The sequence below is a fragment of the Pyxidicoccus trucidator genome (assembly GCF_010894435.1).
Lineage (GTDB): Bacteria > Myxococcota > Myxococcia > Myxococcales > Myxococcaceae > Myxococcus > Myxococcus trucidator.
Genome location: NZ_JAAIXZ010000008.1, coordinates 384,932 through 396,593, shown reverse-complemented (window position 1 = coordinate 396,593; position 11,662 = coordinate 384,932). Strand labels below are relative to the sequence as shown.

Below are 11,662 nucleotides of genomic sequence, written 5' to 3'. Positions count from 1 at the left end.
GGGCCTGTGGGTTCCCCTCATTCTGGAGGGGCGGGTCGGGTTCGTAGCGTCCTCTCTCTGGAGGGGACATGCGAGCCTTGTGGGTGGTGGTTTGTGCCGCGCTCGTGGGATGCGCGGGGACGCCGGAGCGTGGGCGAGCGGATGGATACCGGCTGGACTCGCTGACGGCGGGCTGTCGGGTGAATCCGGCGCGATGTGCCCAGACGGGGGTAGAGGCGCTCGTGCCGGGGGCGCAGGGCGCGCGGGTGTTGGCTTCGGTGGGCACCACAGGCAGTGCGGTACTGCGGGTGCTGACGAAGGAACAGCAGAACCTTCTCGAACGGGCGCTGGCGGAGTGCGCCGACGTGGCGCGCTCGGCGGTGCTCTTGGAGCTATTCGACGGGAAGCGTCCCACTCCGGAGCAGTGCAGGACCGTGGTGGGAAATGATGCTCAGGGCAAGCCTGTGACCTTTGCCATGAAGCTCGGCACGGAGATGCACAAGGTAGGAGCCGCGAAAAGGAGCAGTCCCTGTTGCAGCACGGCCCCAGTGAGGAACTGAAGGGGTCCATCGTGCCCGACATCGTCATCCACACGGACGACCCAGGCCGAACGCTTGCTGTCTACGACTTCAAGTTTCCTTGCGTGAGTATCGATGACGCCCCGCCCTGGCGTCGGTATCCCCGGGGCAATGTGCACGATGGGAAATGGCAGAACGACGTGTATAGGGAGGCATTGAATCCGCAGGAAGGCGTCTTTCGTGTCGTTCCCAGGCTGGGAGTCATGCCATGAGCGAGCATCATCCGAGAATCCGTGTCCTCGCGAAGAATGGGCATGTCTTGATTCGAGAAGGGCTCTGCGCCTGTTTCCACATGCGACGCCCCCATTCAGAAGCCGCCCCCGGCGTACTGCGTTCCCTCGATACATACCGCCGTGCCGTCGGTGCGCATGCGCTGAGCTGGTATGCGGACGCGGACGCGGAGTGGCAACGTCTTGATGCGAGTGGCTGGGAGTACACCTACCGCAACATGGTGGAAGAGCCCTGGGGCTCGCTCTATTTGACCGCTGACTCCGGCAGTGAAGCCCGTTTCCGGATTGAGTATCTGGGCCGGGAGCTCAAGCTCCCATCACTGGCGCACACCCCTGAAGAAACGTGCGTGGTCTCTTTCTGGCTGCCGACCGAATTCCTGGAGCAGGGGCCACAGGTGGTGCGCGAGTTCCTGCTCGAACTTGCCGCACCTCTTCCCTTCAACTCTGGCAACGCGGGCCTCGCCTTCAACTGCCAGTTGGACCTGGCAGGCGTGGCACGTGAGGTCCGCCAGTACTGCTTCCGCTACCCGGGGATGGATGTGCTCCTTCCGAGCATCACTTCCATGCGCATCGGCACTCGCGTCCGAAGCCCCTCCTGGCTGACCTTTCTCGGCCAGCCCGTGCTCGGCGAACTGGGCGGAGTCTCCGGCCTGCGCTCCCGCCTCCACACGCCCGGAACCACCGTGCAGGAGCTGGAAGGAGACCGCGCCGTCGTCACCCTCGGCCCCTGGCCGGAGGCCGGTGACACCGAGCAGGGCAAGGACCTTCCCGCCTACCGTGAGCTGGCCCGCGTGCTGGAGCCGTGGACCCTCTGGGGTGAAGGGGAATATGTCCTCGGCATGAATCCGGACGACGCCCGCCGCTGGGAGCGCCGCTTCCTCGACTGAGCCTCTCCTCGCTACACGGCTGTCACACGAGTTCCTCCTGTCTGACAGCCCTGTCGGTTCCCGCTGCGTCACGTGGCGTCGCGCCCTACACTCGGTGCACGCCATGCCCACTGCCCCCCTCCAGCCCGTTCTCGCCGCCATCGACGTGGGCACCAATGCCGTGCGCCTGGAGCTGGCCCGCCCGGACACCGATGGCTCGCTCGAGACGCTGCACCAGGAGCGAGACCCCATCCGCCCCGGCGAGGGCGTCTTCGCCACCGGCGCCATGCCGGAGGAGACCGCCGAGCGGCTCCTGTCCACCCTGCGCCGCTACGCCGCCCTCTGCCGCCGCCACAAGGCCCACGTGCGCGCCGTGGCCACCAGCGCCTTGCGCGAGGCGCGCAACAGCAGCGACATCGTCCGCCGCGTGCGCGAGGAGGCCGGCCTCAACCTGGAAGTCGTCAGCGGCAAGGAGGAAGCCCGTCTCATCTGCCTCGGCGTGCTCCACCGCAAGCCGCCCGGCTCCCGCTCGCTCCTCATCGACATCGGCGGCGGTAGCACCGAAATCGCCACCGCCGTGGGCGAGAAGCCCGACAACCTGTGGAGCCTCGCGCTCGGCTCCGTGCGCCTCACCGAGGTCTTCGACGCCTCCCGCACGGTGACGCCCAAGCAGCTCCGCCTCATGCGCAGCTTCGTCTACGAGGCGCTGCGCAAGATACTGCCCGAGAAGCTGACCAACGTGCCCCGCATCGCGCTCGGCTCCTCCGGCACCATCAACGCCGTGGTGTCCTTCGCCGCCAGCGAGAGCAGCGGCAACGCCACCGTGCGCCAGCTCACCCAGACGGTGGACACGCTCGCGGAGATGCCTCCCGAGCGCCGCCGCAAGCGCTTTGACCCGCGCCGTGCGGACATCATCGTCTCCGGCGCCGTCATCCTGGAGGCCGTGGCCCGGCACCTGGGCGTGGAGTCCGTCAGCGCCGTCAACCGCGGCCTGCGCGACGGCATCCTCGTGGACCTGCTCTACCGCCAGGACACGGAGCGCGAGGACCACAGCCTCGCGGATGCCGCCGTCGCCATGGGCCAGCGCTTCTTCTTCGACGAGAAGCACGCGCGCCAGGTCACCCGCCTCTCCCTCAGCCTCTTCGACAGCCTGGCCTCGCTCCACCAGCTCCCGCTGTCGGTGCGCCCCTACCTGGAGGTCGCCGCGCTGCTGCACGACGTCGGCCACGCCGTCAGCTACGAGCGCCACCACAAGCACACCTACTACCTCATCCGGAACGCGGACCTCCCCGGCCTCGCCGACCGGGAGCGCGAGCTGGTGGCCCGCATCGCCCGCTACCACCGGCGCAGCCCGCCGGAGCTGACCCACTCGGGCATGGATGGCCTCAACCCCACCGAGGCCCGCACCGTGCGCAAGCTGGCCACCCTGCTGCGCGTGGCCAACTCGCTGGACCTCAGCCACCACCAGCCCATCAAGGACTTCAAGGTCTCCAACGGCCGCGAGGGCATCGCCCTGCACCTGCACGCGCGCCAGCCCGTGGACCTGGAGCTGTGGAACGTGGAGCACGAGGTGATGAACTTCCGCCGCGTCTTCGGCAAGCGGCTGTCGTTCCACGTCCACCAGGGCTCCAGCCGCTAGCGCCCGCTCCGCCGCCTGCTGTCCGGAAGAGGAAGCGGCGCGCGCTTTGCCCCCACCCAGGGCCATGGCCAGCCTCCAAGCGCACGGGGCCGCCTTCCGGCGGGCCCGTCCGCTTTGGGACCAGGGCCCCGCGGGGGGCAGGAGCGCGCGCGATGAAGGCTGTCGTTTTCCATGGGATTGGGGACATCCGGCTCGACGAGGTGGAGGAGCCGAACATCGAGAAGCCGACGGACGCCGTCGTCAAGCTGAGCGCGAGCGCCATCTGTGGCACGGACCTGCACATGATTCGCGGCACCATGCCGGGCATGAAGCCGGGCACCATCCTCGGCCACGAGGGCGTGGGCTACGTCGAGTCGGTCGGCGACGACGTGCGCAACTTCAGCGTCGGTGACCGCGTGGTCATCTGCTCCACCATCGCCTGTGGCAACTGCGTCTACTGCCGCTCGGGCTACCACTCCCAGTGCAACGACGCGAACCCCAACGGGCCCGCCGCGGGCACGGCCTTCTTCGGCGGCCCGGCGACGACGGGGCCGTTCCACGGCATGCAGGCCGAGAAGGTGCGGGTGCCCTTCGCGCACGTGGGCATGGTGAAGGTCCCCGAGGGCGTCACCGACGAGCAGGCCATCCTCGTCTCCGACATCTTCCCCACGGGCTACTTCGGCGCCGAGCTGGCGGAAATCAAGAACGGCGACACCGTGGCGGTGTTCGGCTGCGGGCCGGTGGGCCTGTTCGCCATCGTCAGCGCGAAGCTGCTGGGCGCCGGGCGCGTCTTCGCCATCGACTGCCACGAGGACCGGCTGGAGCTGGCGCGGGCCCAGGGCGCCGAGGTCATCAACTTCGACCAGGAAGACCCTGTCGAGACGCTCAAGCGCCTCACCAACGGCATCGGCGTGGACCGGGCCATCGACGCGGTGGGCGTGGACTCCATGCATGCCCACCATGGCCCGGCGGAGAAGGCCGCCAAGGCCGAGAAGGCCGAGTTCAAGCGCGAGGTAAAGGAGGCCGCCCCCAAGACGAACCCGGACGGCAACAACTGGGTGCCGGGCGATGCCCCCGCGCAGGCGCTGCTGTGGGCGGTGGACGCGCTGGCCAAGGCGGGCACGCTGTCCATCATCGGCGTCTACCCGCAACAGGTGCGCACGTTCCCCATCGGCATGGCGATGAACAAGAACCTCACGCTGAGGATGGGCAACTGCAACCACCGCAAGTACATCCCCAAGCTGCTGGAGCTGGTGCGCACCGGCGTGGTGGACCCCACGGCCATCCTGTCGCACGTGGAGCCCATGGGCAGCGCCATCGACGCCTACCGCAACTTCGACCTGCGCAAGCCGGGCTGGGTGAAGGTGGAGCTGGAGCCCGGCCAGCTTCAGTGACGAGGCTTCCTCACGCATCCAACAGGAGGCACGAGTCCCCGAACTCGTGCCCCAGGTAGCCGCTCGCCTCGGCGTGGGCGGCCGCCTGCTTCAGCAGCGGCAGCGGCGCGAAGGACTGCAGGAGCGCGTGGTGGCTGCTCCCCGGCTCGTGCACCCCGGTGAGCAGCCCGTGCACCACGCGCGGGACGTAGCCCGGCCCCAGCAGCAGGTCCGTCACCTCCTCGCCCGCCACCAGCGTCCCTCCGTACCGCGCCGTGCGGCCCTCCAGGGCCCGCACCACCGTGGTCCCCACCGCCACCACGCGCCCGCCCGCCGCACGCGTGGCCATCACCGCCTCCACCGTGGCGGCGGGAATGTCCGAGCGCTCGGGCCGGGGCAGCGCCGCGTCCAGCGCGTCGTCCCCCGTGGAGGACAGCCCCGCCGCGTGGGTGAGGGACGCCAGCCGCACGCCCCGGCGCCGCAGGGCCAGCAGCAGGCTCCAGGTGAGGGGCAGGCCCGCGGACGGAGCCTCCACGGCCCACGGACGCGCGCCATACACCGTCTGCACGTGCCACAGCGCCAGCGGGCCCCCCGTGTACGCGTACTGCACCGGCCGGCCGCCCCGGTACAGCGCGGCCCACAGCGCGGCACCCCGGGTCTCGAAGGCCACCCGCAGCAGCCGGGGTGACGGGGGCAGCACCTCCACCACGCGCGCCTTCAGCCCGCCGACGACGAGGCTCGCGCCGGGCGGCAGCGGTGGCGGAGGAGGCCGGTCCTCGGTGCGCTTGCGCCAGTCTCCCGCGCCGAAGAGCACCGCCGTCCAGGTGTCGTCCGGCTCTCGCGACATCAGCCGCAGTTCGATGCGCTCCCCAGACTCGGTGCGGCCGGGCAGCGAGGCGGGCAGCGTGGCGGCGTCATTCACCACCAGCAGGTCTCCGGCGCGCAGCAGCGAGGGCAGGTCCGCCACCCGCGCGTCGGAGAAGCGGCCCGCGCGAGGCTCCACGTGCAGCAGGCGTCCCGTCTCCGGGTGCTCATTGGGCCAGGTCGCGGGCTTCATGCGGCCTCCAGCTTCGAGGCCTCCAGGCGGGTGCCCGAGGGCAGTGACTCCACCCGCCCCTCCACCAGCGCGACGAGGCGCGCCGCCACCGCCTCCGGCCTGCCCAGCTTCGAGTAGTCCGCGTCCGGCACCGCGTCGCGGTACATCCGCGTGTCCATCTCCCCCGGATCCACGTTGAGGAAGGCCACGCCGGTGCCCTCCAGTTCGGCGGCCCAGATGCGCGACAGGTGCTCCAGCGCCGCCTTGGACACGCTGTACGCACCCCAGCGCGGGTACGCGGACACCGCCGCGTCCGAGGAGATGCTCAGCACGAGGCCCTGCCCTCGCACCGCCATGCTGCCCGCCACCGCCTTGGTGAGCCGGAAGGGGCCCACCACGTTGACCTCCAGCACCCGCTGCAGGTCCTCGCACGCGGTGTCCAGGAGCAGCGGCAGCGGCGTGGGCCCCAGCGTGCTCGCGTTGTTCACCAGCACGTCGATGGGGCCCACCAGCGCGGTGGCCGCGCCCACCAGCGGATAGATGGCCTCCTTGTCCCCCACGTCGTACGCCAGCGCGTGGGCCTCCAGCCCTTCCGCGCGCAGGGCCGCGGCGGCGGCCTCCATCTCCCCGGCGTGCCGCGCCACGCCCACCACCCGGGCTCCCCGGCGGGCGAAGGTCGCCATCAGCGCCTGCCCCAGTCCCCGGCTCGCTCCCGTCACCAGGACGGCCTTTCCCAATAGCTTCATGCGTGTGTTCTCCTTGCCAGGAGGGATACACGCCTCGCGATTAGGGATTGGCACGGGCGCCAATGCCTTGGCAGATTGCCAATCCCATGAGCGACGAAGACCTGCCGGACAGGCTGGCGCGCAACATCCGGACGCTGCGCGAGACGCGCGGGGCCACGCAGGCCCAGCTCGCGAAGCTGGCGGGCGTGCCTCGCGCCACGTGGGCCAACCTCGAGTCGGGCGCGGCCAACCCCACGCTGTCCGTGCTGCACCGCGTGGCCGGGGCACTGCAGGTGTCGCTGGAGGAGCTCATCGCGAAGCCCCGGGCGAGCGCCCGCCACTACCCTCGCGCCAGCCTCCCCGTCCGAATGCGCGGCGCGGGCCTGCTGCGCAAGCTGCTGCCCGACCCGCTGCCCGGCATGGAGTTCGACCGGATGGAGCTGCCGCCCCAGGTGCGCATCACCGGCGTGCCCCACACGCCCGGCACCCGCGAGTACCTCGCCTGCGAGTCCGGCGAGCTGCTGCTCATCGCCAGCGGCGAGCGCTTCCACCTCCAGCCCGGCGACGTCGTCGTCTTCCGGGGCGACCAGAAGCACTCGTACGAGAACCCCGGCAACAAGACGTCCGTGGGCTACTCCGTCGTCCTGCTGGCGCCCGCGATGTGAGCTGGCGTCAGCCCGCGTCCCGTCCGTAGTACCAGGCGGTGAGCGCAAGGCGTGGGGCGAAGGCGGGCAGCACCTCGTGCTCGACCTGCTCGCTGAGGAACACCACCAGCCGGTCCAGCGACGGCTCCACGTCCACGGGCGCAGTATCCTCGGGGTACAGCCGCAGCACGCCCCCGTGCGCCGATGCCCAGCCGGCGTTGGCGTACCAGATGGCCGTGACCCGTCGGTTGGACTGCCCGGGGAAGGCGTCGCGGTGGCGAGCGTAGTGGGCTCCTCCGCCCGGGTAGCAGGCGAGCTGCAAATCGAAGCGCCCCAGCCCCAGGTACGCGCCCGAGGACAGCGCCTCGCCCAGCTCGCGGAAGGCGTCCCACAGCGCGCCCAGCGGTGTGCCCGGCTCCGGCCGCACCCAGTCGATGAGGTCTCCACGCACCGTCGTGTCCCGGGCGTGGTCCGCGCCGCGCCGGATGCCCGCGGGCCTCAGCCCTCCGGCGTCCACGCGCGCCAGGGCCTCGTCCCGCACCGCGCGCGCCCGCGCCTCGCCCAGGAACGCGGCGCGGAGGAAATATCCCCGCGTCCCCAGCGCTTCGACCTCGTCGTCCGTCAGCTCCACACTGCTTCCTCCACGACACACGCCGCGCACACCCGCGCACCGTGCCCCAGACTCCCGCTCCAGGGAAGGAGGTACACTGCCCCCATGGCGCACCTGTCACGAGTCCTCACCGTCATCCTGGGTGCCGCGCTCGGAGCACTGGGCGCCTGGCTGCTCCTCCGCCCGCCGCCCACCCTGCTGCCGGACACGCCGGCCGTGGTGCAGCAGATGCGCGACGTGGCCCGGCTGGAGACGCTCGACGTCGCCCTCTACAAGAAGGTGGCCTTCACGCCCGAGCCGCAGGCCACCGACGTGCTGTGGAAGGACGTGCTCATCTGGGCACGGCACGCCATCGAGAACCCGCATGGCCGCGCCATCGTCTTCGCGGACGCGCACCTGGGCTTCGACTTCCAGCGCTTCGACGCGTCCCACCTCCAGGTGGCCGGCACCCGCGTGTACGTGGTGCTGCCGCCGCTGGAGGTGAAGGTGGAGCTGCGCCCCGGCGAGACGGAGGTCATCGACTCCAACCTGGACAGCGCGCAGACGGCGCAGTTGCTGGAGAAGGCCCGCCTCGCCTTCGAACAGGAGGTGCGCGCGGATTCACGCCTCCGCAAGCGCGCCCGGGACTCCGCGGAGCGCTCGCTGCGGGGCCTGCTGCTCACCCTCGGCTACCGCGAGGTGCTCTTCGTGGACACCCTGCCCACGGCCACCGCGGGCTGACGCCGCGCCTCACGCGACGGAGAGGCCCTCGGCGGTGAGGCGGAAGACGCCGGGAATCCCATCCAGCGCGGGCACCAGCCGCTCCAGCGCCTCGCGCGCGGCCGCGTCCGACTCGCGGCACACGAGCGCCAGCTCCCTCCGGCCCAGCGCCACACACAGCGGCGCATCGCCCGCTTCCTCCACCAACCGGCGCCGCTGCGACGCGGTGAGCAGGCGCGCTCCGTCGTGGCCGTCGCCCTCCGCCACCGCCCACAGTCCGGAGAAGGTCTCCGCCAGCCGGACCTCCCCCTGGTCGATGACGACAGGCCGCACCAGCGTGGGGCCCGCCTCCAGGTTGCGCCACGCCGCCGCGTCCACCGCCTCCGCGGACAGCCCGGCGGGAGCCAGTGCGGACTCCGGCAGGTAGCGCACGAAGTCTGCGTCCTCCAGCACGTAGAAGACCTCCAGGCCCGCGGGGCCTGGACGGTGCAGCGCGCCCACCGCCCGGGCGACAAAGCCCGCGGGCCGCAGCACCGGGCGCAGCCGTGACTCCAGCGCCGCGCCCTCCGCGCTCAGGCCCGAGGACAGTCCTCCCAGCCGTGCCGCCAACGCGTCCACGTACGCGGTGAGGCCCTCCGTGCCCGAGACCTCACACCACGCCGCGTACAGCGAGCCCACGTCCACGCGCCCCACCCCGCCCGAGGCGAGCTTCACCAGCAGGTCCTTCCCCTGCCGCCGGAAGGCGACCCGGGCCCGGCCCAGCGCCGCCGCCAGCGCGGCGGTGAACTCCGGGCGCAGCACCTGCTCCTGGGGAGTAGGCGGAGGTGGGAGGTCGGCGGACTCCAGCTCCTCCTTCAGCAGCCGCGCCTCGTCGTCGAAGGGGTCCCTGGAGAGCGCCTCCTTTATATACGCGCGGGCCTTGTCGGCTTCGCCGCGCCGCAGGCCCAGCACCGCGAGCACCTTGAGGACCTCCGGGTCGCTTGGCTCCTGCGCCTGCACCTCGCGCAGCAGCGCCTCCGCGTCGCCGTGGCGCTCCAGGCCGAGGAGCGCGCGCGCCAGCCCCAGGCGCACCGGCACGTCCCGGGGGAAGTCGCGGCGGAGCGTCTCCAGCAGCGGCAGGGCCTCGCGCTCGGCGCCCGCGTTGATGAGCGCATGGGCCACCGCCAGCCTCGGCGAGGGGCCCGGAGTCCGCCGGGCCTCCGCGCGCAGCAATTCCAGCTCCGCGTCGCCGAGGACATCTCCCGCCTCCACCTTCCGGCGGACGCGCTCCAGTTCATGGGGGGAGCTCACCCGCGCGAATCTAGTGCCCCATCCCGGCGGGCCCAAATCCCGCTGTCAGCGCCGGGGCGCTGGCGCTCAGTCAGTGCCCGTAGCGGACGCGTCTCCATGCCCGTCGAATGAAGCCTCACCGCTCGAGGAGCTGTCGCCGCTCGACGTTCCGTCAACCTGGTCCGCCAACCAGTCCCTGAAGCCGTCGACCTGGTCCCCCCACCAGCCCTTGAACTCGCTGATGCCGGGCATGCTGCTGAGCTGGAGGTCGATGGCCGTTGCCGCGGAGGCCCGCCTGCTCTCCTGGGCCTTCCGGTGAAGGTAGACGCCTGTCCTGACGGCGCCGAGGAGAGTCAACGGGACTGCCAGCACGACTGCCGCTTGGAGCACCCACGTCATGGTCACCTCCCACGCCGCACAGTCTATTCGCTCCTTGTGACACCCTTGTGACAGGGCGGGGAAATGCGTGTTGCCGCACAGGTGCCCCGGCCCGCTGCGCTACGCGCTCCCAGGTCACCCCGTGCGGAAGGCCTTGCGAAGCCGTCTCACCGCTTCCGGGATGCGCGCGGCCTCCGTCCCTCCGTACCCCAGGACGAGTCCCTGTCGTGACGCCTCCTCCAGGTAGCAGGCGGACAGCGGCATGGCCCAGATGCCCTCCTTCGCGGCGCGCTCTGAAAGCGGCCTGTCCCTGAGCCGCTTCGGCAGCTCCGCCACCAGGTGCATTCCCGCCTGCGCACCGAGCACCCGCACCGTGTCGCCCAGCTCCTTCGAGAGAGACTCCACGAGCGTCGTCCGCCGCTCGCGATAGAGCTGCCGCATCTTCCGCAGGTGGCGCGCGAAGTGTCCCTCGGTGAGGAAGTCCGTCAGCGCCGCCTGGAAGAGCGTCGGCGGGAAGATGTCCATCGCGTCGCGCACCCGGACGAAGCGCGGCACGAGGTCCGCCGGCAGCACCATGTAGCCGATGCGCAGCGCGGGAAAGAGCACCTTGCTGAACGTCCCGATGTAGATGACGCGCGAGTCCCTATCCAGCCCCTGCAGCGCCGACACGGGAAGGCTCTCGTAGCGGTACTCGCTGTCGTAGTCGTCCTCGAGAATCCACGCCCCGCTCCGCTGAGCCCAGTCGAGGAGCTGAAGCCGACGCGACGCGCTCAGCGTGCCCCCGAGCGGATACTGGTGCGACGGCGTGACGTACACGGCCCGCGCATTCGGGCAGCGCTCGATGCCCGCGCTCACATCCAGCCCCTCGTCGTCGACCGGGACGGGCACCATCCGGGCGCCCGCCAGGGTGAGCACATCCTTCGCCCCGGCGTAGCCCGGCTCTTCCACCCAGACCGGGCTGCGCGAGTCCAACAACACGCGGGCCGACAGCTCCAGCGCCTGCTGCGAGCCGCTCACCACCATGATCTGCTCCGCCTCGCACCGCACAGCGCGCGACGTGCGCAGGTACGCGGCGAGCGCCTCGCGAAAAGGCCGGTGGCCCATGGGGTCGCCGTAGGTGAGCAGGCTCCGGGTGGGGTTTCGCGAGTGCCGCGCCAGCAGCGCCGACCAGACCTGGAAGGGGAAGTGGTCCACCGCGGGCTGACTCACGCGGAACGCGCCCCAGCCTCCGTGCCACGGCTCGGGCGTGATTCCGTCTCCGAGGACGGCACTCGCCTCGGAGAGGACGCGCCGACCGGGTCGACCTGCGGTGCTCCGCGAGGTGGAGCGCGCGTCGGGCAGGGGCGCCTCGTCGGGGAGCGAGTGGGCCACGAAGGTCCCCGCGCCCACGCGGCTCTCGAAGTAGCCCTCGGCCAGGAGCTGCTCGAACGCACCCAGGATGGGGATGCGGGAGATGCCCAGCTCCGTGGCCAGGCTCCGTGTCGACGGCAGCCGCTCTCCCGCGCGCAGCCGGCGGTCGACGATGGCCTCGCGATAGCCCTCGTAGATCTGCCGGTACAGCGGCAGGGGCGAGCGGCGGTCCACCGAGAGGATGGGCAGGATGCCCGTCGGAGCCTTCTTCATACCCCCAGGATAGTGGTCATGGAAGAACCGGCCA

The 11,662-nt window shown here is 71.2% G+C and carries 12 protein-coding genes; 6 read left to right on the top strand and 6 right to left on the bottom strand.

Annotated features, from left to right (window positions below):
- Positions 1-68: 68 nt before the first annotated feature.
- From G4D85_RS24035 to G4D85_RS24020, 4 genes are all read left to right on the top strand, one after another.
- Complete coding sequence (locus G4D85_RS24035; protein WP_240359457.1) at positions 69-539, top strand: hypothetical protein; 471 nt, start codon at positions 69-71, stop codon at positions 537-539.
- A gap of 226 nt (positions 540-765) precedes the next feature.
- Positions 766-1,674, top strand: a complete 909-nt coding sequence (locus G4D85_RS24030; protein WP_205525672.1) for a DUF3396 domain-containing protein — start codon at positions 766-768, stop codon at positions 1,672-1,674.
- A 103-nt stretch (positions 1,675-1,777) separates the two neighbouring features.
- The gene (locus tag G4D85_RS24025; RefSeq protein ID WP_164015924.1) at positions 1,778-3,292 is read left to right on the top strand and encodes a Ppx/GppA phosphatase family protein; all 1,515 of its coding nucleotides are present in this window, start codon (positions 1,778-1,780) and stop codon (positions 3,290-3,292) included.
- 152 nt (positions 3,293-3,444) lie between these two features.
- Positions 3,445-4,665 carry a zinc-dependent alcohol dehydrogenase gene (locus G4D85_RS24020; protein WP_164015922.1) on the top strand — a complete coding sequence of 407 codons (1,221 nt, stop codon included), beginning with the start codon at positions 3,445-3,447 and terminating at the stop codon, positions 4,663-4,665.
- A 10-nt stretch (positions 4,666-4,675) separates the two neighbouring features.
- Here the strand turns inward: G4D85_RS24020 and G4D85_RS24015 are convergent, their stop codons facing one another.
- Positions 4,676-5,701 (bottom strand): S-adenosylmethionine:tRNA ribosyltransferase-isomerase, encoded by a 1,026-nt coding sequence (locus G4D85_RS24015; RefSeq protein WP_164015920.1) that lies wholly within the window; start codon positions 5,699-5,701, stop codon positions 4,676-4,678.
- Positions 5,698-6,426, bottom strand: coding sequence for an SDR family NAD(P)-dependent oxidoreductase (locus G4D85_RS24010; RefSeq protein ID WP_164015918.1), 729 nt, complete (start codon positions 6,424-6,426; stop codon positions 5,698-5,700). Before G4D85_RS24010 ends, G4D85_RS24015 begins: the two co-directional genes overlap by 4 nt.
- 86 nt (positions 6,427-6,512) lie before the next feature.
- On the opposite strand from G4D85_RS24010, the gene G4D85_RS24005 reads away from it, so the two are divergent.
- Complete coding sequence (locus G4D85_RS24005; protein WP_164015915.1) at positions 6,513-7,070, top strand: helix-turn-helix domain-containing protein; 558 nt, start codon at positions 6,513-6,515, stop codon at positions 7,068-7,070.
- Between the two features lie 7 nt (positions 7,071-7,077).
- Here G4D85_RS24005 and G4D85_RS24000 read toward each other — a convergent pair whose 3' ends face one another.
- Positions 7,078-7,680 carry a 2OG-Fe(II) oxygenase gene (locus tag G4D85_RS24000; protein WP_164015914.1) on the bottom strand — a complete coding sequence of 201 codons (603 nt, stop codon included), beginning with the start codon at positions 7,678-7,680 and terminating at the stop codon, positions 7,078-7,080.
- Positions 7,681-7,764: 84 nt separating this feature from the next.
- Between G4D85_RS24000 and G4D85_RS23995 the strand changes: the two genes are divergently transcribed.
- A complete protein-coding gene (locus tag G4D85_RS23995; RefSeq protein WP_164015912.1) occupies positions 7,765-8,379 on the top strand; it encodes a DUF4230 domain-containing protein in 615 nt (204 codons plus the stop codon).
- A 9-nt stretch (positions 8,380-8,388) separates the two neighbouring features.
- Here G4D85_RS23995 and G4D85_RS23990 read toward each other — a convergent pair whose 3' ends face one another.
- The 3 genes from G4D85_RS23990 to pdxR all read right to left on the bottom strand — a co-directional run bounded on the left by G4D85_RS23990 (position 8,389) and on the right by pdxR (position 11,628).
- Complete coding sequence (locus G4D85_RS23990) at positions 8,389-9,648, bottom strand: tetratricopeptide repeat protein (RefSeq protein ID WP_164015910.1); 1,260 nt, start codon at positions 9,646-9,648, stop codon at positions 8,389-8,391.
- Between the two features lie 66 nt (positions 9,649-9,714).
- Positions 9,715-10,026 carry a hypothetical protein gene (locus tag G4D85_RS23985; RefSeq protein WP_164015907.1) on the bottom strand — a complete coding sequence of 104 codons (312 nt, stop codon included), beginning with the start codon at positions 10,024-10,026 and terminating at the stop codon, positions 9,715-9,717.
- A gap of 114 nt (positions 10,027-10,140) precedes the next feature.
- Complete coding sequence (gene pdxR / locus G4D85_RS23980; protein ID WP_164015905.1) at positions 10,141-11,628, bottom strand: MocR-like pyridoxine biosynthesis transcription factor PdxR; 1,488 nt, start codon at positions 11,626-11,628, stop codon at positions 10,141-10,143.
- Positions 11,629-11,662: the final 34 nt, after the last annotated feature.

Bases quoted from the DNA above. Each gene is read 5' to 3' on its own strand.
- G4D85_RS23985 (WP_164015907.1), bottom strand. From the start codon at position 10,026: ATGACGTGGGTGCTCCAAGCGGCAGTCGTGCTGGCAGTCCCGTTGACT.
- G4D85_RS24035 (WP_240359457.1), top strand. From the start codon at position 69: ATGCGAGCCTTGTGGGTGGTGGTTTGTGCCGCGCTCGTGGGATGCGCG.
- G4D85_RS24015 (WP_164015920.1), bottom strand. From the start codon at position 5,701: ATGAAGCCCGCGACCTGGCCCAATGAGCACCCGGAGACGGGACGCCTG.
- G4D85_RS24010 (WP_164015918.1), bottom strand. From the start codon at position 6,426: ATGAAGCTATTGGGAAAGGCCGTCCTGGTGACGGGAGCGAGCCGGGGA.
- G4D85_RS24005 (WP_164015915.1), top strand. From the start codon at position 6,513: ATGAGCGACGAAGACCTGCCGGACAGGCTGGCGCGCAACATCCGGACG.
- G4D85_RS24020 (WP_164015922.1), top strand. From the start codon at position 3,445: ATGAAGGCTGTCGTTTTCCATGGGATTGGGGACATCCGGCTCGACGAG.
- pdxR (WP_164015905.1), bottom strand. From the start codon at position 11,628: ATGAAGAAGGCTCCGACGGGCATCCTGCCCATCCTCTCGGTGGACCGC.
- G4D85_RS24025 (WP_164015924.1), top strand. From the start codon at position 1,778: ATGCCCACTGCCCCCCTCCAGCCCGTTCTCGCCGCCATCGACGTGGGC.
- G4D85_RS23995 (WP_164015912.1), top strand. From the start codon at position 7,765: ATGGCGCACCTGTCACGAGTCCTCACCGTCATCCTGGGTGCCGCGCTC.
- G4D85_RS24030 (WP_205525672.1), top strand. From the start codon at position 766: ATGAGCGAGCATCATCCGAGAATCCGTGTCCTCGCGAAGAATGGGCAT.